The sequence below is a fragment of the Pseudomonas sp. GW821-FHT02H09 genome (assembly GCF_059421425.1).
In genome coordinates this window covers 323490-346316 of sequence record NZ_JBWKVA010000003.1, presented here as the reverse complement: position 1 = coordinate 346316, position 22827 = coordinate 323490, and the positions used below count along the sequence as shown (strand labels likewise).

19 protein-coding genes and 1 pseudogene are annotated in these 22827 nt (G+C 59.9%); 15 read left to right on the top strand and 5 right to left on the bottom strand.

The window, feature by feature from the left end; all coding sequences use genetic code 11:
- Position 1: 1 nt before the first annotated feature.
- A complete protein-coding gene (locus tag AC07VR_RS06110) occupies positions 2-724 on the bottom strand; it encodes a FadR/GntR family transcriptional regulator (RefSeq protein WP_494993977.1) in 723 nt (240 codons plus the stop codon).
- 90 nt (positions 725-814) lie between these two features.
- On the bottom strand, positions 815-2551 hold the full coding sequence (locus AC07VR_RS06105; RefSeq protein ID WP_495010706.1) for an IlvD/Edd family dehydratase: 1737 nt from the start codon (positions 2549-2551) through the stop codon (positions 815-817).
- A gap of 272 nt (positions 2552-2823) precedes the next feature.
- On the opposite strand from AC07VR_RS06105, the gene araD1 reads away from it, so the two are divergent.
- From araD1 to araH, 6 genes are all read left to right on the top strand, one after another.
- Complete coding sequence (gene araD1 / locus AC07VR_RS06100; protein ID WP_494993975.1) at positions 2824-3816, top strand: AraD1 family protein; 993 nt, start codon at positions 2824-2826, stop codon at positions 3814-3816.
- A gap of 10 nt (positions 3817-3826) precedes the next feature.
- Entirely contained in the window at positions 3827-5407 is a 1581-nt protein-coding gene (locus AC07VR_RS06095) for an aldehyde dehydrogenase (NADP(+)) (RefSeq protein WP_494993974.1), read from the top strand.
- Between the two features lie 51 nt (positions 5408-5458).
- The gene (locus tag AC07VR_RS06090) at positions 5459-6334 is read left to right on the top strand and encodes an SMP-30/gluconolactonase/LRE family protein (protein ID WP_495010705.1); all 876 of its coding nucleotides are present in this window, start codon (positions 5459-5461) and stop codon (positions 6332-6334) included.
- Between the two features lie 64 nt (positions 6335-6398).
- Positions 6399-7406 carry a substrate-binding domain-containing protein gene (locus tag AC07VR_RS06085; protein ID WP_495010704.1) on the top strand — a complete coding sequence of 336 codons (1008 nt, stop codon included), beginning with the start codon at positions 6399-6401 and terminating at the stop codon, positions 7404-7406.
- 63 nt (positions 7407-7469) lie between these two features.
- Complete coding sequence (gene araG, locus AC07VR_RS06080; protein ID WP_495010703.1) at positions 7470-9014, top strand: L-arabinose ABC transporter ATP-binding protein AraG; 1545 nt, start codon at positions 7470-7472, stop codon at positions 9012-9014.
- A 9-nt stretch (positions 9015-9023) separates the two neighbouring features.
- A complete protein-coding gene (gene araH / locus AC07VR_RS06075; protein WP_495010702.1) occupies positions 9024-9992 on the top strand; it encodes an L-arabinose ABC transporter permease AraH in 969 nt (322 codons plus the stop codon).
- A 198-nt stretch (positions 9993-10190) separates the two neighbouring features.
- On the opposite strand, the gene AC07VR_RS06070 is transcribed toward araH, so the two are convergent.
- Positions 10191-11339, bottom strand: coding sequence for an aldose epimerase family protein (locus AC07VR_RS06070; protein WP_494993970.1), 1149 nt, complete (start codon positions 11337-11339; stop codon positions 10191-10193).
- A 210-nt stretch (positions 11340-11549) separates the two neighbouring features.
- On the opposite strand from AC07VR_RS06070, the gene AC07VR_RS06065 reads away from it, so the two are divergent.
- Complete coding sequence (locus tag AC07VR_RS06065; protein ID WP_494993969.1) at positions 11550-12332, top strand: SDR family NAD(P)-dependent oxidoreductase; 783 nt, start codon at positions 11550-11552, stop codon at positions 12330-12332.
- Positions 12333-12478: 146 nt separating this feature from the next.
- Positions 12479-12592, top strand: a pseudogene (locus AC07VR_RS06060) (IclR family transcriptional regulator); the annotation flags it as partial.
- Positions 12593-12607: 15 nt separating this feature from the next.
- Here AC07VR_RS06060 and AC07VR_RS06055 read toward each other — a convergent pair.
- A complete protein-coding gene (locus AC07VR_RS06055; protein ID WP_495010701.1) occupies positions 12608-13660 on the bottom strand; it encodes an NAD(P)-dependent alcohol dehydrogenase in 1053 nt (350 codons plus the stop codon).
- A gap of 180 nt (positions 13661-13840) precedes the next feature.
- Here AC07VR_RS06055 and AC07VR_RS06050 point away from each other — a divergent pair, with 180 nt between their 5' ends.
- Positions 13841-14734, top strand: a complete 894-nt coding sequence (locus tag AC07VR_RS06050; protein ID WP_495010700.1) for an AraC family transcriptional regulator — start codon at positions 13841-13843, stop codon at positions 14732-14734.
- A gap of 212 nt (positions 14735-14946) precedes the next feature.
- On the opposite strand, the gene AC07VR_RS06045 is transcribed toward AC07VR_RS06050, so the two are convergent.
- On the bottom strand, positions 14947-16611 hold the full coding sequence (locus AC07VR_RS06045; RefSeq protein WP_494993966.1) for an electron transfer flavoprotein-ubiquinone oxidoreductase: 1665 nt from the start codon (positions 16609-16611) through the stop codon (positions 14947-14949).
- Between the two features lie 546 nt (positions 16612-17157).
- Here AC07VR_RS06045 and AC07VR_RS06040 point away from each other — a divergent pair.
- From AC07VR_RS06040 to AC07VR_RS06015, 6 genes are all read left to right on the top strand, one after another.
- Positions 17158-17907 (top strand): electron transfer flavoprotein subunit beta/FixA family protein, encoded by a 750-nt coding sequence (locus AC07VR_RS06040; RefSeq protein ID WP_477768317.1) that lies wholly within the window; start codon positions 17158-17160, stop codon positions 17905-17907.
- A 2-nt stretch (positions 17908-17909) separates the two neighbouring features.
- On the top strand, positions 17910-18839 hold the full coding sequence (locus tag AC07VR_RS06035; protein ID WP_477768316.1) for an electron transfer flavoprotein subunit alpha/FixB family protein: 930 nt from the start codon (positions 17910-17912) through the stop codon (positions 18837-18839).
- An 80-nt stretch (positions 18840-18919) separates the two neighbouring features.
- Entirely contained in the window at positions 18920-19741 is an 822-nt protein-coding gene (locus tag AC07VR_RS06030) for a substrate-binding periplasmic protein (RefSeq protein ID WP_495010699.1), read from the top strand.
- Positions 19742-19971: 230 nt separating this feature from the next.
- The gene (locus AC07VR_RS06025; RefSeq protein ID WP_494993964.1) at positions 19972-20328 is read left to right on the top strand and encodes a DUF4398 domain-containing protein; all 357 of its coding nucleotides are present in this window, start codon (positions 19972-19974) and stop codon (positions 20326-20328) included.
- Positions 20325-21137: an OmpA family protein gene (locus AC07VR_RS06020; protein ID WP_494993963.1), complete on the top strand. Its 813-nt coding sequence runs from the start codon at positions 20325-20327 to the stop codon at positions 21135-21137. The genes AC07VR_RS06025 and AC07VR_RS06020 overlap by 4 nt, the downstream gene beginning before the upstream one ends.
- Before the next feature lie 198 nt (positions 21138-21335).
- On the top strand, positions 21336-22775 hold the full coding sequence (locus tag AC07VR_RS06015) for an aminotransferase-like domain-containing protein (protein ID WP_494993962.1): 1440 nt from the start codon (positions 21336-21338) through the stop codon (positions 22773-22775).
- Positions 22776-22827 lie beyond the last annotated feature (52 nt).

Below are 22827 nucleotides of genomic sequence, written 5' to 3'. Positions count from 1 at the left end.
GTTACAGCGGGGTAAGGACATTCATCACGGTATCCAGAGCGACGCGGGTGTCGTCAAGTTGCACCAGCGAGGCATGCCGGGCACCGAGGGCGTCACGATTCTTGATGGCAGTCAGTATCGCCTTGTGCCGGGGCAGGCTGAGCCTTTGAATGTCGGGGCGCCGGTTGGTGATACTGATTGACTCGCGCAGCGGCAGCGAAAGCATGTTGCACATGTAGGCGAGCAAGTCGTTGCGGGTCGCGTCGGCGATCGCATGGTGAAAATCCAGGTCCGCCTGCAAGAGGTTCTCGTGGGTCTTTGCCGTTTCCATGGCCTGGTAGGCTTTTTCGATGATCGCGATGTCGGCATCGGTCGCCGTAGTGGCGGCCATTGCGGCGATTTCCGGCTCAAGGATTCGGCGTACGCCCGACAAGGTGTTGAAGAACTCGCTGTGAGGTGTGGACTGCATCAGCCAGGACAGCACGTCGGGATCCAGCAAGTGCCATTTCGAGCGTGGGCGCACTAGCGCGCCGACCCGTGGCTTGGAGTACACCAGCCCCTTGGCGCTCAGCACCCGGGTGGCTTCGCGCAGCACCGACCGACTGACCTGATAGGTCTCGCACAGCGTTGCCTCCTGGGGCAATCGTTCTTCCGGCTTGAGGCGTCCGGAGACAATGTGCATGCCCAGTTCCTGGACGATCTGGGCATGCATGCTCTTGCGTGGCTTGGGGGACTGCTGATCCATGACAGGGGCGCTGCTCTGACGAAATACACGGCATCATAACATCGCTGCCATCTCTATCAGGCGCTCCTGTACGCCTGAACCGATTCACTATCAGTGTGAATGACGCGGCACCTCGGCGCCGCGGCAACCCACCAGAAAGTCGAAGTCGCAGCCCTGGTCCGCCTGTAGCACGTGGTCGATGTACAGCTGGCGATAGCCGCCCACGATCAGTTTCTGTGGAGCTTGCAGGTCGGCCATGCGCGCCGCCAGCTCGGCGTCCGGGATGTCCAGGTGCAGACGCCCATTGGCACAATCGAGTTCGATCCAGTCGCCTTCTTTCACGGCGGCCAAAGGTCCGCCGGCAGCTGCTTCCGGGGCGACGTGCAAGACTACGGTGCCGTACGCCGTGCCGCTCATGCGTGCGTCGGAAATCCGCACCATGTCGGTGACGCCTTGGGCCAGCAATTTGGCCGGCAAGCCCATGTTGCCTACTTCCGCCATGCCGGGATAACCCTTGGGACCGCAGTTTTTCATCACCAGGATCGAGTCGGCATCGACGTCCAGCTCCGGGTCGTTGATCCGCGCCTTGTACATGTCGAAGTTCTCGAACACCACCGCACGGCCGCGATGCTGCATCAGTTCGGCGCTGGCGGCGGAAGGCTTGAGCACGGCGCCGAGAGGGGCCAGGTTGCCACGCAGCACGCAGATGCCGCCGTCCGCACGGATTGGGTTGGAGAGGGGGCGGATCACTTCGTCCTGGCCGTAGATCGGTGCCTCTCTGGTGTTGTCGCCGATCGACTTGCCATTGACGGTCAAGGCGTCGGGATGAGGAATCAGGTTGGCTTCGCCAAGGCGGCGCAGCACGGCCGGCAGGCCGCCGGCATAGTAGAACTCTTCCATCAGGAAACGCCCGGACGGTTGCAGGTCGACAATGGTCGGCATGCCGCGACCGATGCGGGTCCAGTCATCCAGTTCAAGCTCGACGCCGATGCGTCCGGCGATGGCTTTCAAGTGAATCACCGCGTTGGTCGAGCCGCCGATGGCAGCGTTGACGCGAATGGCATTTTCGAAGGCTTCCTTGGTGAGGATCTTCGACAGTTTCAGGTCTTCGCGAACCATCTCCACCGCGCGCATCCCGGACATGTGCGCCAGGACATAACGGCGCGCATCCACCGCCGGAATCGCCGCGTTGTGGGGCAGGGAGGTGCCCAGTGCCTCGGCCATGCAGGCCATCGTGGAGGCGGTGCCCATGGTGTTGCAGGTCCCCGCCGAGCGAGACATGCCGCCCTCGGCCGCCAGGAAGTCGTCGATGCTGATGGTGCCGGCCTTGACCTGTTCGCTGAGTTGCCACACCACGGTACCCGAGCCGATGTCCTGGCCCTTGTGCTTGCCGTTGAGCATCGGCCCGCCGGTGACGACGATGGCGGGGACGTCGCAACTGGCGGCGCCCATCAACAGCGCCGGCGTGGTCTTGTCGCAGCCGGTCAGCAGCACCACACCGTCGATCGGGTTGCCGCGAATGGCTTCCTCGACGTCCATGCTCGCCAGGTTGCGGGTGAGCATGGCGGTGGGGCGCAGGTTCGACTCACCGTTGGAGAACACCGGGAACTCCACGGGAAAGCCACCGGCCTCGATCACCCCGCGTTTGACATGCTCGGCAATCTGGCGGAAGTGCGCGTTGCACGGGGTCAGCTCCGACCAGGTGTTGCAGATCCCGATGATGGGCTTGCCATGGAACTGATGGTCGGCAATGCCCTGGTTCTTCATCCAGCTGCGGTACATGAAGCCGTTCTTGTCGGCGGTACCAAACCACTGGGCGGAGCGCAGGTCGGGTTTTTTATCAGACATGGCTAGATCTCTTATAGTAAGACTATATTGTTCTTTTCTGGCGCTAACATAAGCGTAAATTCCCAGGTTTGGAAGTCTTGCTGAGTAAATAGTAATACTATATAGTCGTTTGCAACTGAGGTATGACCCTGGCGGTTTTCCGCGAGAGGCGTCCCCGAGCTTCCATAAAAACAACAATTGGAGATCGATCCCATGGGTCAGGAGCTGCGACCGATTCGTCGCATCACGCTGAAACCAAAGCTTTTCCTGAGCCCGCGATCAGGAGAAGGTTCATGCGTTTAGTTCAGTTCGAATTGAGTAACGGCGAGCGCCGGGTCGGCGTGGTCGAGGACGGTCTGGTCCGTGAAGTGCAATCCGCGCGCACGGTGCGCGAGCTGGCGCTGGCCGCCATCGAGACGGGCGTCGATCTGCGGCAGCAGGTCCAGCGCCTCGGCCTGGGGGGGAGTCACGATTATGCGCAATTGCTGGCCGAGCTCAGGATACTGGTGCCACTGGATCACCCGGACCCGGCGCATATGCTGGTCAGCGGCACCGGCCTGACCCATCTGGGCAGCGCGGCGGCACGGGACAAGATGCATCAGCAGGCCGGTGACGACAGCGCGATGACCGACACCATGCGGATCTTCAAGTGGGGCGTGGAAGGCGGTAAACCCGCTGCCGGTCAGGTCGGTGTGCAACCGGAATGGTTCTACAAGGGCGACGGCAGCACTGTCGTGCGTCCGGGTCAGGCATTCGCGCTGCCGCCATTCGCCGAAGACGCCGGCGAAGAGCCGGAAATCGGCGGCCTGTATGTCATCGGCCACGACGGCAAGCCTTATCGCCTGGGGTTTGCCGTGGGCAACGAGTTCTCCGATCACGTGATGGAGCGCAGGAATTACCTGTACCTGGCCCACTCCAAATTACGCAATTGCAGTTATGGTCCTGAACTGCGGGTCGGTGAACTGCCCCAGCACCTGGCTGGCAGCAGTCGCATTTTGCGTAATGGCAAGGTCGTATGGCAGAACGAGTTCCTCAGTGGCGAAGCCAATATGTGCCACAGCCTGGAAAACCTTGAATACCACCACTTTAAATACCGTCAGTTCCTGCGGCCGGGGGATGTACACATTCACTTCTTCGGCACCGCGACCCTGTCTTTCGCAGACGGTATCCGTACGCAGCCGGGCGATGTGTTCGAAATCAGTCAGGCGGAGTTCGGCGCGCCCTTGATCAACGGTATCGCCAGCGGCGACGCGGAGCTGGCCCCCGGTCAAGTAGGCACACTTTAAGGAGACAGGCATGACTCAGATTCTTGGTCACAACTACATCGGCGGCCGGCGCAGTGCGACCGGCACCGTGACCCTGCAGAGCTTCGACGCGCAGACTGGCGAAGCATTGCCCCATGCTTTCCACCAGGCGACGGCGCAGGAGGTCGATGCCGCCGCCAATGCTGCCGCGACGGCCTACCCGGCCTATCGAGCCTTGAGTGCGCAGCGTCGCGCGTATTTCCTGGCGTCAGTGGCCGATGAACTGGATGCGCTGGACGATGAGTTCATCGCCCTGGTTTGCCGTGAAACCGCGTTGCCCGTTGCACGCATCCAGGGCGAGCGCAAGCGTACCAGTGGCCAGATGCGGCTGTTCGCCGACGTGCTGCATCGTGGCGATTTCTACGGGGCGCGCATCGATCGGGCGTTGCCTGATCGCCAACCGTTACCGCGCCCGGATCTGCGTCAGTACCGCATTGGCCTGGGGCCGGTGGCGGTGTTTGGCGCGAGCAATTTTCCGCTGGCGTTTTCCACTGCCGGCGGCGACACGGCTGCGGCGCTGGCGGCCGGTTGTCCCGTGGTCTTCAAGGCGCACAGCGGGCACATGGCGACCGCCGAACGGGTCGCCGATGCGATCATCCGGGCGGCCGAGGCAAACGGAATGCCCGCCGGCGTATTCAACATGATCTATGGCGCCGGGGTCGGTGAGGCGTTGGTCAAGCATCCGGCAATCCAGGCGGTCGGTTTCACCGGCTCGCTCAAGGGCGGTCGAGCGCTGTGCGACATGGCGGCGGCACGCCCGCAACCGATCCCGGTGTTCGCCGAGATGTCGAGCATCAACCCGGTGATCGTGTTACCCCAGGCGCTGCAAGCGCGGGCAGATACCATCGCCCGTGACCTGACCGCCTCGGTGGTGCAAGGCTGCGGTCAGTTCTGTACCAACCCGGGCCTGGTGATCGGCATCGGTTCACCGCAGTTCACTGCGTTCACTCGGCAGGTCGCGCAACTTATCGGCGACCAGCCCGCCCAGACCATGCTCAACACCGGCACGTTGAGCAGTTATGGCAAAGGCTTGCAAAGGCTCCTTGCGCACCCTGGCATCGAGCACCTGGCCGGCCATCCACAAGCGGGTAATCAGGCGCAGCCACAGTTGTTCAAGGCTGATGCGAGTTTGCTGGTCAATGGTGATGAAGTGCTGCAGGAAGAAGTGTTCGGTCCGACCACCGTGTTCGTTGAAGTGGCCGATCAGGCGCAACTCAGCGCCGCATTGCACGGGCTGCACGGCCAACTGACGGCGACGATCATTGGCGAAACCGCGGACTTCGCGCAGTTCAGCGAGCTGACGCCGTTACTGGAGCAGAAGGTCGGTCGCATCTTGCTCAACGGTTATCCGACCGGTGTCGAGGTCTGTGACTCGATGGTGCACGGCGGGCCTTTTCCGGCGACCTCGGATGCCCGTGGCACGTCAGTGGGGACCCTGGCCATCGACCGTTTCCTGCGCCCGGTGTGCTTTCAAAACTACCCCGACAGTTTGCTCCCGGACGCATTGAAAAATGCCAACCCGTTGCGCATTCAACGTCTGGTGGATGGACAGCCATCGCGTGACCGGCTGTAACGCGCGCAAGCTCGTCAGCGCCCGAAAAACAGTAACTATCCAGGAGGCTTCATGGTGTGGACCGCAGTGACCGAACACCGTGCGCAACTGGGCGAGGGTCCGTTCTGGGACGCGCCCGGCCGGGCCCTGTATTGGGTCGATATTGCCGGCCAACAGGCATTACGCCTGAGTGGCGAAAATCTGCAGGTCTGGCAACTGCCGGAGCCTGTGTCGGCGTTCATTCCCTGCGAAAGCGGCGATGCGTTGGTGACCCTGAGCAGCGGCGTGTATCGCCTTGACCTGAGCTCCACACAAGCGGCGCCGCGCCTGTCCTTGCTCTGCGTCGCCGATTCGCAACCGGGCAATCGTCCCAACGAGGCCCGTTGCGATGCCGGGGGCAGGCTCTGGCTGGGCACCATGCAGAACAACATCGGGGAGCAGGGCGAAGACCTGCCGGTCCTGCGGCGTTCCGGTGGCTTGTTCCGTATCGACGCCGATGCGCGAGTCACGCCTCTACTGCGTGGCCTGGGTATTCCCAATACCTTGCTTTGGAGCGAGGACGCCACGCAGGTGTATTTTGGCGACAGCCTGGACGGCACGCTGTATCGGTATTCGATCGGTATCGACGGCCAACTCGATCCGCCCCGGAAGTGGTTCGGGCCGCACCCGCGCGGTGTCCCGGACGGTTCGGCCATGGACGCCGAAGGCTATCTCTGGAATGCCCGCTGGGACGGCAGTTGCCTGCTCAGGTTGGCGCCCGACGGCGAGGTCGACCGCGTGATCGAGCTCCCCGTCAGCCGACCCACCAGTTGCGTGTTCGGTGGCAAGGATCTGCGAACCTTGTACATCACCAGCGCCGCAAGCCCGCTCAATCATCCGCTGGACGGGGCGGTGCTGGCCATTGAGGTCGATATCGCCGGGAAAATCTGTCACCGATTTGCAGGATAAATTTCAAGCATCAGGCAGCACTGGTTCACAGCTCGCACTCACAACAAAAACAAGGAGTCACTTTATGAATCGTCGTCATCGTGTAATCCGTTCCCTGTGCTGTATCGCCCTGGCGGCATCGGCCGTCAGCATGAGCAGCCTGTTGCTGGCCGCCGAGCCCGCGAAGATCGGGTTTCTGGTCAAGCAAGCGGAGGAGCCCTGGTTCCAGACCGAATGGGCTTTCGCTGAAAAGGCCGGTAAGGACAAGGGCTTTACCGTGATCAAGATCGCCGTGCCGGATGGCGAGAAAACCCTCTCGGCCATCGACAGCCTCGCCGCCAACGGCGCCAAGGGCTTCGTGATTTGCGCGCCGGATGTGTCCCTGGGCCCTGCGATCGTGGCCAGGGCCAAGGCCAATGATTTGAAAGTGATTGCGGTGGATGACCGCTTCGTCGATGCCGGCGGCAAGTTCATGGAGGATGTGCCCTACCTCGGCATGGCCGCCTTCGAAGTGGGCCAGCAGCAGGGCGCCGCCATGGCTGGCGAAGCGAAGAAGCGCGGTTGGGACTGGAAAGACACCTACGCGGTGATCACTACCTACAACGAACTCGATACCGGCAAGAAACGTATCGATGGGTCAGTCAAATCCCTTGAAGACGCCGGCCTGCCGAAAGACCACATCCTGTTTGCACCGCTCAAGACCCTCGACGTGCCGGGCAGCATGGATGCCACCAACTCGGCACTGGTGAAGCTGCCGGGTACGGCGAAAAAACTGATCGTCGGCGGCATGAACGACAACAGCGTACTGGGCGCCGTGCGCGCCACCGAAAGCGCCGGTTTTGCCGCAGCCAATGTCATTGGTATCGGTATCAATGGCACCGACGCCATCGGCGAATTGAAGAAGCCCAACAGTGGCTTCTTCGGCTCGATGCTGCCCAGTCCGCACCTTGAGGGTTACAACACCGCGAGCATGATGTTCGAGTGGGTCACCACCGGCAAGGAACCCGCGAAATACACCGCGATGGACGAGGTGACACTGATCACGCGCGACAACTTCAAGCAGGAACTGGAAAAGATCGGTCTGTGGAACTGAGGTCGGTTGTTTTCCTCGGCGGCCTTGGTGACAAGGCTGCCTGATCGGTGTGATGAGGTGGTTATGCATGCGCAATTGAACAAACAACAGCACAGTGCCAGCGGCAGTCTGTGCTTCAACGGCATTGGCAAAACCTTTCCCGGGGTCAAGGCGCTGGACGCTATCAGCTTTACTGCCCACCCGGGGCGGGTGCATGCCCTGATGGGCGAAAACGGTGCAGGCAAGTCGACCTTGCTCAAAGTCCTCGGCGGTGCCTACAGCCCCAGCAGCGGAAGCCTGCAGATCGGCGAGCAGACGATGGTCTTCAAGTGCGCCGCCGACAGCATTGCCTGCGGAGTGGCTGTCATCCACCAGGAGTTGCACCTGGTGCCGGAAATGACCGTGGCGGAAAATCTGTTTCTCGGGCATTTGCCAACCCGTTTCGGTGTGATCAACCGCCGTGCGTTGCGCGAGCAGGCACTGGCCTGTCTCAAGGGCCTGGCCGATGAAATCGATCCGCTGGAAAAGCTCGGCCGTCTGTCCCTGGGGCAACGGCAGTTGGTGGAGATCGCCAAGGCGTTGTCCCGTGGCGCCCATGTGATTGCCTTCGACGAACCCACCAGCAGCCTGTCGGCCCGGGAAATCGAGCGCTTGATGGCGATCATCGGGCGCCTGCGGGATGAGGGCAAAGTGGTGCTGTACGTTTCCCATCGCATGGAGGAAGTGTTCCGTATCTGCAATGCGGTGACCGTGTTCAAGGACGGTCGTTACGTGCGCACGTTCGAGGACATGAGCGAGCTGACCCACGATCAGTTGGTCACCTGCATGGTCGGTCGCGACATTCAGGACATCTACGACTACCGCCCTCGTCAACGGGGCGAGGTGGCGCTCAAGGTCGATGGTCTGTTGGGGCCTGGCTTGCGCTCCGCGGTGAGTTTCGAGGCGTATCAAGGCGAGATTCTCGGCCTGTTCGGGCTGGTCGGTGCCGGGCGCACCGAGCTGCTGCGCCTGCTTGGCGGTCTTGAGCGCAGTACGGCTGGAAGCCTGCGGCTGTGCGGTGAGGAACTGAAGCTGCGCTCGCCGCGCGATGCCATTGCCGCCGGTGTCCTGCTGTGTCCCGAGGACCGCAAGAAAGAGGGCATCGTGCCGCTTGCGAGCGTTGCCGAGAACATCAACATCAGCGCACGCGGCGCTCATTCCCGGTTTGGCTGGCTGTTGCGCGACAGTTGGGAGAAGAGCAACGCCGACAAGCAGATCAAGGCGTTGAAAGTGAAAACGCCCCATGCGGCGCAGAAAATCATGTACCTGTCGGGGGGCAATCAGCAGAAGGCCATTCTGGGTCGCTGGCTGTCGATGCCGATGAAGGTGCTGCTGCTCGACGAGCCGACGCGCGGTATCGATATCGGCGCGAAAGCCGAGATTTACCAGATTATCCATAACCTGGCCGCCAGCGGGATTGCGGTGATCGTCGTATCCAGCGACCTGATGGAAGTGATGGGCGTCTCCGACCGCGTCCTGGTGCTTTGCGAAGGCGTGATGCGCGGCGAGAAAAACCGCGAACAGGCCAATGAATCCAACTTGCTGCAACTGGCCTTGCCGCGCCAACGCGCTGACGGCCAGGTGAACTGAGAGGTGACTATGACAACCCAAAACAAAGCGTTGCCGACGACGCACAAACCCCTGGATGTGCGCGCCCTGCTCGATAATTGGGCGATGCTGTTGGCGGCACTGGGGATCTTTGTGCTCTGCACCCTGCTCATCGACAACTTCCTCTCGCCCCTGAACATGCGCGGCCTGGGGTTGGCGATTTCCACCACGGGCATCGCCGCGTGCACCATGTTGTATTGCCTGGCGTCCGGACATTTCGACTTGTCGGTGGGCTCGGTGATTGCCTGTGCCGGGGTCGTTGCCGCGGTGGTGATGCGCGACACCGACAGCGTGTTGCTCGGTATCGGCGCAGCGCTGCTGCTGGGGCTGCTTGTCGGGCTGATCAACGGGATCGTGATTGCCAAGCTGCGGATCAACGCGCTGATCACAACGTTGGCGACCATGCAAATCGTGCGTGGCCTGGCCTATATCTTTGCCAACGGCAAGGCAGTCGGCGTGTCCCAGGATCAGTTCTTCATCTATGGCAATGGCCAGTTGTTCGGCGTGCCAGTGCCGATCCTGATCACCATCGGCTGTTTCCTGTTTTTTGGTTGGCTGCTCAATTACACCACCTATGGGCGCAACACCATGGCCATTGGCGGCAACCAGGAAGCGGCGCTGCTGGCCGGGGTCAACGTCGACCGGACCAAGATCATCATCTTCGCCGTGCACGGGGTCATCGGTGCCTTGGCCGGGGTGATCCTGGCTTCGCGCATGACCTCCGGCCAGCCGATGATCGGCCAGGGTTTCGAATTGACGGTGATTTCCGCCTGCGTGCTGGGTGGGGTGTCGTTGAGCGGCGGGATCGGCATGATTCGGCACGTGATTGCCGGGGTGTTGATTCTGGCGATCATCGAGAATGCGATGAACCTGAAAAACATCGACACGTTTTACCAGTACGTGATTCGGGGTTCCATTCTGCTGTTGGCCGTGGTGATCGACCGCATGAAACAACGCTGATCGCGGTTGTTCAATGTGGGATGTTCAATGCGTTCCATGTGTTCACTGGGGACTAGGGGGGTATGTAGGAGCTGTCGAGCCTTGGCGAGGCTGCGATAGCTGTGGGTCAGGCAACATCAACGTTGACTGTACTGCCGCTATCGCAGCCTCGCCAAGGCTCGACATCTCCTACAGGTTCAGGGGCGTTCAGGTTCAGGTTCAGTCGGCCGAGAACTTCAGGACGGTGTTCTGGGCATACGTCTGGCCTGGATCCAGCCGTGTGCTAGGGAAGCCCGGCTGGTTCGGCGAGTCGGGGTAGTGCTGGGTTTCCAGGGTGAATGCGCTCCAGTGTCCGTAGGCCTTGCCAGCCTTGCCCTTGACCGAACCGTCGAGGAAGTTGCTGGTGTAGAACTGCACCCCGGGTTCGCTGGTGTAGAGCTGCAAGCGACGGCCGGATTGCGGGTCGCGCACATCGGCGGCGAGTTGGCTGACATCACCCTTGGCATCCAGGACCCAGTTGAAGTCAAAACCACCTTGTTTCGGCTCGGCGAATTTGAGTTGCGGATGATCATCCTTGATGCGCTGGCCGATGGCGGTCGGTTGCCGAAAGTCCATCGGTGTGCCGGCTACCGGGGCCAGTTCACCGGTTGGAATCAAGGTGCCGTTGACCGGTGTGTAATGGCTGGCGTGCAAGGTGGCGAGCTGTTTGAGCACGTCACCGTTACCGGCCCCGGCGAGATTGAAGTAACTGTGGTTGGTGAGGTTCAGCACCGTGGGTTTGTCGGTGGAGGCCTTGTACTCGATGCGCAGCTCGTTATGGTCGTTGAGGCTGTAGGTGATCTCGACCTTCAGGTTGCCGGGAAAGCCCATCTCACCGTCTGGCGACAGGTAGCTCAAGGTCACACCGACCGAATCCTTGCTGTTGACCGGTTGTGCTTTCCAGACGCGCTTGTCGAAACCCAGCGCACCACCGTGCAGCGAGTTGGGGCCATCGTTGAGCGGCATCTGGTAACGCTTGCCGTCCAGTTCGAAGGCACCCTGGGCCAGGCGATTGCCGTAGCGTCCGATGGTCGCGCCGAAGAATGCCTTGCCGCTCTGATAACCCTGGACATCGTCAAAGCCCAGTACCACGTCTTCGAACTTGCCGTTCTTGTCCGGCACTTTCAACGATTGCAAGACGCCGCCGTAGGTAATGACCGTGGCTTGCATGCCATGGCTGTTGCGCAACACATATTGCTCGATGGCGGTTCCATCATGGGTCTTGCCAAAAGCCTTGTGTTCGCTGGACAGGCCACCGGCCTGGACGCCGAGGCTGGCCATCATCAGGGAAAGGCCGAGGCCGGAAAGCAGGTGTCGGGATTGCGGCATGGTTGAACGTCCTTTTGTTGTTTTGAGTTTAATAGTTCTACTAATTAGCGATATTTTGTCGAAACTGCAGTAAATTTATAGTCTGAAAGGCTGATTTTGCAATATAAAGTAAGACTAATTTGGTGGCTGGCGAAAATGATCCATGAGTGCCCGAGCGCACCATGAGTCCCGCTGCTTGAATCGAAGTGCCTACTGTGGAGTAACCGTCATATGACTAATGAAACGGGCGCCGGCGTGCCGGCCGTGTACACCGACCTCAAAGATAAAACCGTATTGATTTCCGGCGGTGCCTCGGGGATCGGTGAGGCCATGGTTTGCGCTTTTGCCCGGCAGGGAGCAAAGGTTGCGTTCGTGGACATGGCCAAAAGCCAAGGTGAGCAGTTGGCGGCCCAATTGTTGGCTGAGGGCCATAGGGTCGAGTTCGCTCACTGTGATATCACTGACGAGAGCGCTTATAAGGAGGCGATTGGACGCTTTGCGCAGACCCTGGGGCCTGTGAATGTCCTGGTGAACAATGCCGCCAATGATGTCAGGCACACCTTGGATGAAGTTGACTCGGAGACTTTCGACAAACTGATTTCCGTCAATTTGAAGCATGCTTTTTTTGCCGCCCGGGCGGTGGTCCCCATGATGAAGGCCGCCGGGGAGGGCGCGATCATCAATCTGGGCTCCATTGGCTGGATGATGGCCTCCAGTGGATACCCGGTCTACGCGGCCAGTAAAGCGGCAACCCACGGCATGACCAGGGCGTTGGCACGGGAGTTGGGGCCATGGCGTATCAGGGTCAACACCCTGGTTCCAGGATGGGTGATGACAGAAAAGCAGCTCGCGTTCTGGGTTGACGATGCCGCCAGGGAGTTGATTAGCCGCAGCCAATGCCTGCCGGGTAACGTGGAACCTTTCCATATAGCAAACATGGCGCTTTTCCTGGCCTCCGAGGCGTCTTCCATGTGTTCGGCGCAAAACTTCATCGTCGATGGTGGTTGGGTCTAGGCGTTTGGTGCACCCTCAAAAAAACGGCTGTATCAAAGGCAGTGAACGATAGTCCCCTCTGCGCTCGGCGTAGAAGGCCGGCTCGACCAGCGTCCCTGTGGGTTGTTTGAGCGGGCCGTTTCGCCGATGAGGTCTTCGTGCCCAGCCAAAGCACCGCCAGCACGGTGCCATACATGCCGCTGGAAAAAATGGCCGAGCTGATTCCCCTGATCAAAGGGGGCACGGCTCGGCTATCGGTAGAGTTAGGGGGTAAGGTATAAGCCGCTAACGTCTGATCAGACCTTCAAGGTCGCCATGTCGATGACGAAGCGGTACTTCACGTCACCGGCGATCATGCGGCTGTAAGCCTCGTTGATCTGGCGGATGTCGAGCATTTCGATGTCGCAGGTGATGTTGTGCTCGGCGCAGAAATCCAGCACTTCCTGGGTTTCTGCGATACCACCAATCAACGAGCCGGCCAGCACTCGACGACCCAGTACCAGTTTGGCGGCGTGGATGGGCGGATCGATCGGCTCGATCAGGCCGACGAGGATGTGCACGCCGTCGAAGCGCAGCGTATCGAGGTAGGGGTTGAGATCGTGCTGCACCGGAATGGTGTCGAGCAAAAAGTTGAACTGTCCGGCTGCGGCCTTCATCTGTTCGGCGTCGGTGGAGACGATTACGTGGTCCGCACCCTGGCGACGACCTTCTTCGGCCTTGCTCGCTGAGCGGGTGAACAACGTCACTTCAGCGCCGATGGCTTTGGCAAACTTGATGCCCATGTGACCGAGGCCGCCCATGCCGAGAATCCCCACTTTGTCGCCGGCTTTCACGCCGTAGTGTTTGAGCGGTGAGTAGGTGGTGATGCCCGCGCAGAGAATCGGCGCAGCGCTGGCCGGGTCGAGTGTCTCGGGGATACGTACGACGAAGTGCTCGCTGACTACGATGCTGTCGGAGTAACCGCCCATGGTGTTGCTGCCGTCGACCCGGTCCGGGGTCGCGTAGGTCAGGGTCGGACCTTCGAGGCAATATTGCTCGAGGTCGGCATGGCAGGCTTCGCAGTGGCGGCACGAGTCGACCATGCAGCCGACACCGACCAGATCACCCACCTTGTGGGCGGTGACATTGGCGCCGATGGCGGTGACTTTGCCGACAATTTCGTGGCCGGGCATCAGTGGGTAAACGGCGATGCCCCATTCGTTGCGGGCCTGGTGGATGTCGGAGTGGCAGACGCCGCAGTAGAGAATCTCGATCGCTACGTCGTCGGCACGCGGGCTGCGACGTTCGAAGGTCATCGGGGCTAGGGGAGTGGTGGCTGACTGGGCGGCGTAACCGATGGCGGTATACATGGTGAACCTCGCAAAAGCAGTTACGGGGGAGGTGGGGGATTTTCCGCGCCGTCCGCCTCACCGGCCATGACGATTCCTCCGCGTCTTATGCCTATTCCTCCGGCATCCTCGGTGGATAGGTCGCATTGGCGCTCAGACCTGCGATGATGCTTTCATCCCTTTTTTCGTGAAGTTTTTGCCATGTTGTTGACCCGTCATCTCGACGCCAATGCCACGCTGGTTTCGTTGATCCGGCCGCTTGCTACCCGTGACGGCTTTATCCCGACTCGCTTGCCCGGGGTGCAAATTCTCAGGGCCAGTTGTGATGTGGCGCGCGGTCCGCAAATCTACGAGCCGAGCCTGATGATCATTGTTCAGGGCAGCAAACTGGCTTATCTGGGCCCGCGCACGCTGGAGTATGGCGCCGGGCATTATCTGATCCAGGCACTGCCGGTGCCGTTCGAATGCGAAACCTTTGCCGCGCCGGATGGGCCGCTGCTGGGAATTTCCATCGGTATCGACCGGGCAGTGCTTGGCGAACTGGTGTTGGCCATGGGGCTGACACCGGGCCGCCATATGCCTGCGCAGACACCTGAGTCCATGACCTCGGCGGTGCTCGACGACAGCATGCGTGGTTGCGTGGAGCGCTTGCTGCATTGTCTGCACGATCCGCTGGAGTGCCAGATTATGGGCCGCGCGCGTTTGCGTGAACTGCTGTTCGCCGCGTTACGCGGGCCGCAGGCAGATGTATTGCGTGCGCTGGTCGAGCAGCAAGGGCAGTTCGCCCGGATCGCGGCGTCCTTAAGCCATTTGCATACGCATTTCACCGAACCGTTGAACGTTGAGACGCTGGCCAGTTGCGCCAACATGAGTGCTTCGACCTTTCATGAGCATTTCAAACGCAGCACTTTGTTGTCGCCGGTGCAGTATCTCAAGCGCTTGCGGCTGCTCAAGGCTCAGCAGCTGTTGTTGGCCGAAGGTCTGGGCGTAGCGCAGGTCGCGCATCGGGTGGGTTATCAGAGCACGTCGCAATTCAGTCGCGAGTACAAGCGCTACTTCGAGCGCAGTCCGGGGGATGAGCTTCGGTCTATGTAGCGGCTGGCGAAGCCTGCGTTCGAGTCGGGCTGCGTTCGGACGAAGCGGTCGCAAGCCAGACGACTCAATTTATCAGGGTAATCGCGTTTTGAAGTTTCACGACCGCTTCGCGGCCGAACGCAGGCTTCGCCAGCTGCTACAAGGGGCGGTGTGTTTTCTCCTGTCAACAAAAAGGCCCCCATTTCGGGAGCCTTGATGTTCAAGCCTGCGACTTACATATTCGGGTAAGTCGGCCCACCCGCGCCTTCCGGCGCAACCCAGGTGATGTTCTGCGCAGGGTCCTTGATGTCACAGGTCTTGCAGTGCACACAGTTCTGGGCGTTGATCTGGAAGCGCTTCTCGCCGTCTTCCTTGGTGATCACTTCATAGACGCCGGCCGGGCAGTAGCGCTGCGCCGGTTCGTCGTACAGCGGCAGGTTTTTGTTGATCGGAATGCTCAGGTCGGCCAGCTTCAGATGGCACGGCTGCTCTTCTTCATGGTTAGTACCAGAGATGAACACCGAGCTGAGTTTGTCGAAGCTGATTTTGCCATCCGGTTTCGGGTAGTCGATCTTCTTGCTGTCGGCCGCGAGCTTGAGGCAAGCGTAGTCCGGCTTGGTGTCGTGCAAGGTGAACGGCAGTTTGCCGCCGAAGATGTTCTGGTCGAGCCAGTTGAAACCACCGCCGACGATAGCGCCGTACTTGTGGATCGCCGGGCCGAAGTTGCGGCTGGCGAACAGTTCTTCGTAGAGCCAGCTGGCTTTGAACGATTCAACGTAGCTGTTCAGTTCATCAGCGCCTTCGGAACCTGCGAACAGGGCGTCGGCCACGGCGTCAGCGGCGAGCATGCCGGACTTCATCGCGGTGTGACTGCCTTTGATCTTGGCGAAGTTCAGGGTGCCGAGGTCGCAACCGATCAGTGCGCCGCCCTTGAAGACCATCTTCGGCAGCGAGTTCAGGCCGCCTTTGCAGATGGCGCGGGCGCCGTAGCTGATGCGCTTGCCACCTTCCAGGTACTGCTTGAGCACCGGGTGATGCTTGAGGCGCTGGAACTCGTCGAACGGCGACAGGTAAGTGTTGCTGTAGGACAGGTCGACGATCAGGCCGACTACAACCTGGTTGTTTTCCAGGTGATAGAGGAACGAGCCACCGGTGTTTTCGGTGCCCATGATGTCCAGCGGCCAACCGGCAGTGTGCACCACCAGGCCTGGCTGATGCTTGGCCGGATCGATTTCCCAGATTTCTTTCAGGCCGATGCCGTAGTGCTGGGCGTCGGCATCGGTGTCGAGGTTGAAGCGCTTGATCAGTTGCTTGCCGATATGGCCACGGCAGCCTTCGGCGAACAGCGTGTACTTGCCACGCAGTTCCATGCCGGGGGTGTACAGGCCTTCTTTCGGATTGCCTTCACGGTCAACGCCGAGGTCGCCGGTGATGATCCCGCGAACCACGCCGTTTTCGTCGAACAGTGCTTCCTGAGCGGCGAAGCCTGGGTAGATCTCTACGCCCAGGTTCTCGGCCTGCTGGGCCAACCAGCGGCACAGGTTGCCCAGGGAGATGATGTAGTTGCCTTCGTTGTGCATGGTCTTGGGCACAAAGAGGTCTGGAATCTTGATCGCGCCATCGGCGTTCTTCAGAACGAAGATGTCATCGCGAGTGACCGGAGTGTTCAGCGGTGCGCCGAGTTCTTTCCAGTCCGGGAACAGTTCGTTCAGCGCCCGAGGTTCGAACACCGCGCCAGACAGAATGTGAGCGCCGACTTCGGAGCCTTTTTCGACCACGCAGACGCTAATTTCCTTACCGGCTTCGGTGGCCTTCTGCTTCAATCGGCAGGCGGCGGAAAGACCAGCGGGGCCGGCACCGACGATGACCACGTCGAATTCCATGTATTCGCGTTCCACAGGTTATCTCCTACTCAAGGCTCAACAGTTTTTTTTCTAATTGGAGGTTTGGTGTCGCATCCATGAATCCCTGCACAACGCTGGGAGAGGACAATCGATGAGCCACCTTTCTCTCTAGGCGGCGCATTATATCTACACCACTCTTAGCGTCCAATACAAACGTTTGTTTGAATTTGCTCCAGCCCAGAGAAATCAAAGAAGCGCGGCTTATGACTGGCCATTTTGGCGTATTGACCGGAATAGGTGTTCCGGTCAAGATACGGGCGGTTTTGCGCTCGCCGTAGGCTGACTGTTGGTTTCAAGAGCACCTCTAAAGACAGGGCGAAGGCAGTACAAGGTGACGCGCAGCGCAGGTTTGGCGCGAAGTTTACACGTCGCGACACAGAATGACTCGTTAGTCACCACTGACGAACGGTCATCACGCTTCGTGAGCTGGGTCACCATTACAAATGCCGGCGTTTTTAGAGGTGCCCTTGTGCCCGATGAGCATCAACCGCCAGGTTCGCCTAGGCGACTTTCTTTTCACCGGAGAGTAACGAGGAATCCATGAAGGTTCTTGTAGCTGTCAAACGAGTGGTCGACTATAACGTCAAGGTTCGCGTCAAAGCGGACAACTCCGGCGTCGATCTCGCTAACGTCAAGATGTCGATGAACCCTTTCTGCGAAATCGCAGTGGAAGAAGCCGTACGCCTGAAAGAGAAAGGTGTTGCGACTGAAATCGTCGTCGTCTCCATCGGCCCGTCCACCGCTCAAGAGCAACTGCGCACCGCGCTGGCTCTGGGTGCCGACCGCGCCATCCTCGTCGAATCCGCCGAAGACCTGACTTCCCTGGCCGTTGCCAAGCTGCTCAAGGCTGTTGTCGACAAGGAACAGCCTCAGCTGGTGATCCTTGGCAAACAAGCCATCGACAGCGACAACAACCAGACTGGCCAGATGCTCGCTGCACTGAGCGGTTACGGTCAGGGCACCTTCGCCTCGAAAGTCGAAGTCACTGGCGACAACGTTGCCGTGACCCGTGAAATCGACGGCGGTGCACAGACCGTTTCGCTGAAACTGCCGGCCATTGTCACCACCGACCTGCGTTTGAACGAGCCGCGCTATGCGTCCCTGCCAAACATCATGAAAGCCAAGAAGAAGCCGCTTGAAGTGCTGACTCCTGACGCTTTGGGCGTTTCCACCGCCTCCACCAACAAAACCCTGAAAGTCGAAGCGCCGGCTGCACGCAGCGCAGGCATCAAGGTCAAGTCGGTGGCTGAACTGGTCGAGAAACTGAAAAACGAAGCGAAGGTAATCTGATCATGACTATCTTGGTAATCGCCGAACACGACAACAAAGTAGTGGCCCCGGCCACGCTGAACACCGTGGCGGCTGCCGCCAAAATCGGTGGTGACATCCACGTTCTGGTTGCCGGTCAGGGCGTTGGCGCTGTAGCTGAAGCTGCCGCCAAAATCGCTGGCGTGGCCAAAGTGCTGGTCGCCGACAACGCTGCCTACGCACACCAACTGCCAGAAAACGTTGCACCGCTGGTAGCGGAGTTGGGCAAGGGCTACAGCCACATCCTGGCTGCCGCCACCTCCAACGGCAAAAACATCCTGCCGCGCGTTGCCGCTCAGCTGGACGTTGACCAGATCTCCGAGATCATCTCGGTTGAAAGCGCCGACACCTTCAAGCGCCCAATCTACGCCGGTAACGCTATCGCTACCGTTCAGTCCAACGCGTCGGTAAAAGTCATCACCGTGCGTGCTACCGGTTTCGACCCGGTTGCCGCCGAAGGTGGTTCGGCTGCCGTTGAAGCGGTTGCGGCTGCTCACGACGCGGGCACTTCCAGCTTCGTTGGCGAAGAACTGGCCAAGTCCGATCGTCCGGAACTGACCGCTGCCAAGATCGTCGTTTCCGGCGGTCGCGGCATGCAGAACGGCGACAACTTCAAGCACCTGTACGCCCTGGCCGACAAGCTGGGCGCTGCTGTTGGCGCTTCCCGCGCTGCGGTCGACGCAGGTTTCGTACCGAACGACATGCAGGTCGGTCAGACCGGCAAGATCGTTGCACCACAGCTGTACATCGCCGTCGGTATCTCCGGCGCGATCCAGCACCTGGCCGGCATGAAAGACTCCAAGGTGATCGTTGCGATCAACAAGGACGAAGAAGCGCCGATCTTCCAGGTGGCCGATTACGGCCTGGTCGCGGACTTGTTCGAAGCCATCCCCGAGTTTGAGAAGCTGGTCTAATCCAGCGGCTTGACTTATAAGGAGCCCGGTCTTTTGGCCGGGCTTTTTATTGTCTTTGATTTGAGTGGGAGAAATTCGCCATGGATCTGCGTCGCTGGAGTGGCCTGTCATTGCTGGTGGGCCTTTCGGTTTTGCCTGTGCTGTCGGTCGCAGCAGGCAAATGCGAACGCCTGGTGGTGACCGGCAGCCCGGATGCACCGCCGTATCTGTGGCGCGACCCGCAAGACCCGACACACTTGATCGGTGCCAGCGCCGATCTGTTACAACAGATCGCGGGAGAGCTGGGGCTCAAGGTCGAGTTGCTGTACGCAGGCCTGCGCTCGCAAGCCCTGGATGAAGTACGCAGCGGACGTATGGACATCCACGCCGATGCACCGTTGACGGTGAATGAACTGGAAACGCTGGATTACATTCATCCACCGTTGGTGGAGAACGACTATCTGGTCTGGACTCGCAAGGATTCGGTGCTGGTCTACAACGAGGCGAAAGACTTGCACGGTCATCCTGGCGCTGTGTCGGAAAAGGCCCGTTTGACCCAGCCGTTTGAAGCGTTCGCCAAGGCGCAGTTGAGCCTTGTGCGCCTGCCCAACCTGACCGAGGCCTTTCAGAAGCTGCTTTTAGGCGAGGTGCAATACGTACTTGCCGGACGCTATGCAGGAATGGCGACGGCCCAGACTCTGGGGATGGCCAATGATCTGGCGGCCCATCCACAACCAATCGATAAACCGGGCCTGTTCCTCGCGGTTTCCCATAACTCTGCCTGCAACGACCCATGGTTACGCGGACAGTTGGCCAAAAAGATGACAGAATTGCCCGCGTCCGGTCTGACGGAAGCCGTGCTGCAGCGCAATCTAGAGCGCTGGAAGGCACAGTTACAGCAACCCGTCAGCCCAAAACTTTAGGGTGCGTCCTCAATAAATGACGGTCGCGCCGTCGCCCCGCCAAAATCGGGGTGAGACAGGAACAATGAGCATAGGGGCCAGGCCCTTCGGGTTGAAGCTGTGGTCGAGCCATGCTGCGTTGCGGGACTTGAAGAGGCGAACAGCATTTCCTGCGTCCCGCGCCTGGCCTGGCACGACCACAGCATCAACGCGATCCGCCCTTTATTAAGAACGCACCCTGGGATTTTCTAGTGACTATTCGACCTCTTTTCGCTGTCCTGGCCGTTCTGGCTCTGGCCGGTTGCGCAGCCGATCCGGCGCCGAATGAACAGATGCGCTTGACCGGGCAAGCCCTGGAACAAGCCAAAGCCGTGGGCGCGACAACTGAAGACGTCGCTGAGCTGAAACTCGCTGAAGGCAAGTTCACCCAGGCTCAGGCTGACATGGTTCACCAATCGTTCAAGGACGCGCGCATGCAAGCTGAACAGGCTGAGCTGGACGCCCGTCTGGCTGAAGCACGGGTCCTGACCCAGAAAAGCCAGGAACAACTGAAGGTGCTCAACACCCGTATCACTCGCCTGCGCAAGCAACTGGGAGATGCCCAATGAGCCTGAAGACCAGAGTATTCGGTGGTCTGCTATTGGCCGGTTGCGCGAGCCTGTACGGTTGTGCCGGCCAGCACAGTGACGCCGCTTTGCGCCAGGCCAGCGCCGACTTCCAGAAGGTCAAGGAAGACTCGAATGTGCTGCGCGTCGCGCCCAAGGACGTGATTCGCGCCGGTGAGTCTCTGGCTCGCGCCGATCGTCTGTCTAGCTACTGGGGCAGCGGTAAGGATGTGGCGCATTACGCCTACCTGAGCCAGCGCTACAGTGAAATTGCCCGAGAACACAGCGAACAGATACTGAACCAGGAGCGCACGGCGAAACTTGAGCTGGAGCGTCAGCGCCTGCAATTGGCCTTGCGTGAGGCCAAGCTGCTCAGCGTGCAGCAGCAGGGCAAATGGCTGGAAGAGCAGATCATCAGCCTGGCGACGACTCAGACTGATCGCGGTCTGGTCATGACCTTGGGGGATGTGTTGTTCGATACCGGCGAAGCGGACTTGAAAAACTCGGCCAATCGCACGGTGCTGAAAATCGTTCAGTTCCTCCAGCTCAATCCCAAGCGCGTAGTGCGGATTGAAGGCTATACCGACAGCACCGGCGGCAAGCAGGACAATCTCAGTTTGTCTCGCGATCGTGCTCAAGCAGTTGCCGACGTGTTGATTGATCTGGGTATCGAGGACAAGCGTATCCAGGTCGAAGGCTACGGCGATGAGTATCCGGTGGAGGCCAACGCCTCCGAGCGCGGACGTGCGCAGAATCGCCGCGTGGAAATTGTGTTCTCCGACGAGAAAGGCCAGCTCGGCGCTTCCCGCTAAGACCCTCGCCACTGAAAGCCCGGTAACCTGAGGTGCCGGGCTTTTTTGTACCTGCGAATTGGCTCGCAATACAGTACAGTTTTTGCTGACACTGCACTGTACGGTCAACTATTGTGGCAACTGTCCCCGTACACTTCTAAACTGTTCCGGTATTGTTCTGCACAAAAATAAAATGCCCGTGAAATCGAGTGCTGCGTCATGACCAATCTCTTGCTCTATCAACGTATCGCTCAGCAATTGGCTGAGGATATCCGTCGTGGTGTCTATCAGCCGGGCGAGCGCGTGCCCTCGGTACGCAAGATGAGCTCGCAGCTCAACGTCAGCCATGCGACGGTGCTTCAGGCTTACGCCAATCTCGAAGACCAGGGGCTGATTCGTGCCAGGCCGCAGTCCGGTTATTACGTGCACCAGACGCCGGCCCTGACAGCGCCAACCCCGGATATCGCCCGGGTCGAGCGGCCAGGTCTGGTCACTCGCAGCAGCATCATTCAGCAGGTGTTGGTCGAGTCGCGGCGCGAAGGCGTGTTTCCGCTGGGGGCCGCCGTTCCGAGTGTCGACTATCTGCCGGTGCGTGCTCTGCATCAGCAATTGGCCAAGGTCACGCGCTTTCATAGCCCGCGGGCCTTCAGTTACATGTTTAGTCCGGGTTTTGAACCGTTACGCCGACAAGTGGCGATTCGTATGCGTGATGCCGGTGTGGTGGTCGATCCATCGGAAGTGGTGATCACCCACGGTTGCGTCGACGCCTTGCAGATGTCGTTGCGGGTGTTGACCCGACCAGGCGATCTGATCGCGGCTGAGTCGCCGACCTATTACGGACTGCTGCAACTGGCCGATCTGCTGGGCCTGAAAGTCATCGAGATCCCGAGCGACCCTGCCATTGGCATGAGCCTTGAAGCGCTGCAATTGGCGGCGAACCAGTGGTCGATCAAGGCCCTGGTCCTGACCACGCGCCTGAGCAACCCGTTGGGCGGCACCATGCCTGAGGAGCGGCAGAAGCAGTTGCTGCGTCTGGCATCGGATTTCGATATCCAGGTTGTCGAGGATGATATTTACGGCGAACTGATGTTCGAGCAGGGCCGTACCAAGGCACTGAAGGCCTACGACCGGCTGGATCGGGTGATCTACTGCTCGAGCTTTTCCAAGACCTTGTCACCCGGTGTACGGATCGGCTGGATGATCGCCGGTAAGTACCAACAGGAAATCCAGCGTTTGCAGACTTTCAGCACCCATTCTGCGTGCAGCGTCACGCAAATGGGGATCGCGTCTTATCTGGAGAACGGCGGTTATGATCGCCATCTGCGCTATATCCGTCAGGAGTACCGCAAGAACCTCAGTGCTTTCCAGCTGGCGGTGCAGCAGTATTTCCCGGAAGGCACGCAAATGACCCGACCCACCGGCGGCTTTATCCTCTGGGTCAGCCTGCCTGGCCGGGTCAATACCCAAGAACTGCATGTGCGCGCCTTGCAACAGGGCATCAGCATCGCGCCGGGGCTGATTTTCAGTAACACCGAGCAGTTCAATCACTGCATTCGATTGAACTGCGGCATTCCGTGGAACCGCGAGGCCGAGCGAACGCTGATGACCTTGGGCATGCTCGCAAGTCAGCTTTGTCAGGAGGCGGCGGGCGGTTTCTGACAGGGGCCAGGTCCCGTCGAGTGGTCGGCTTATCGGGAGCTTGTCATGGACC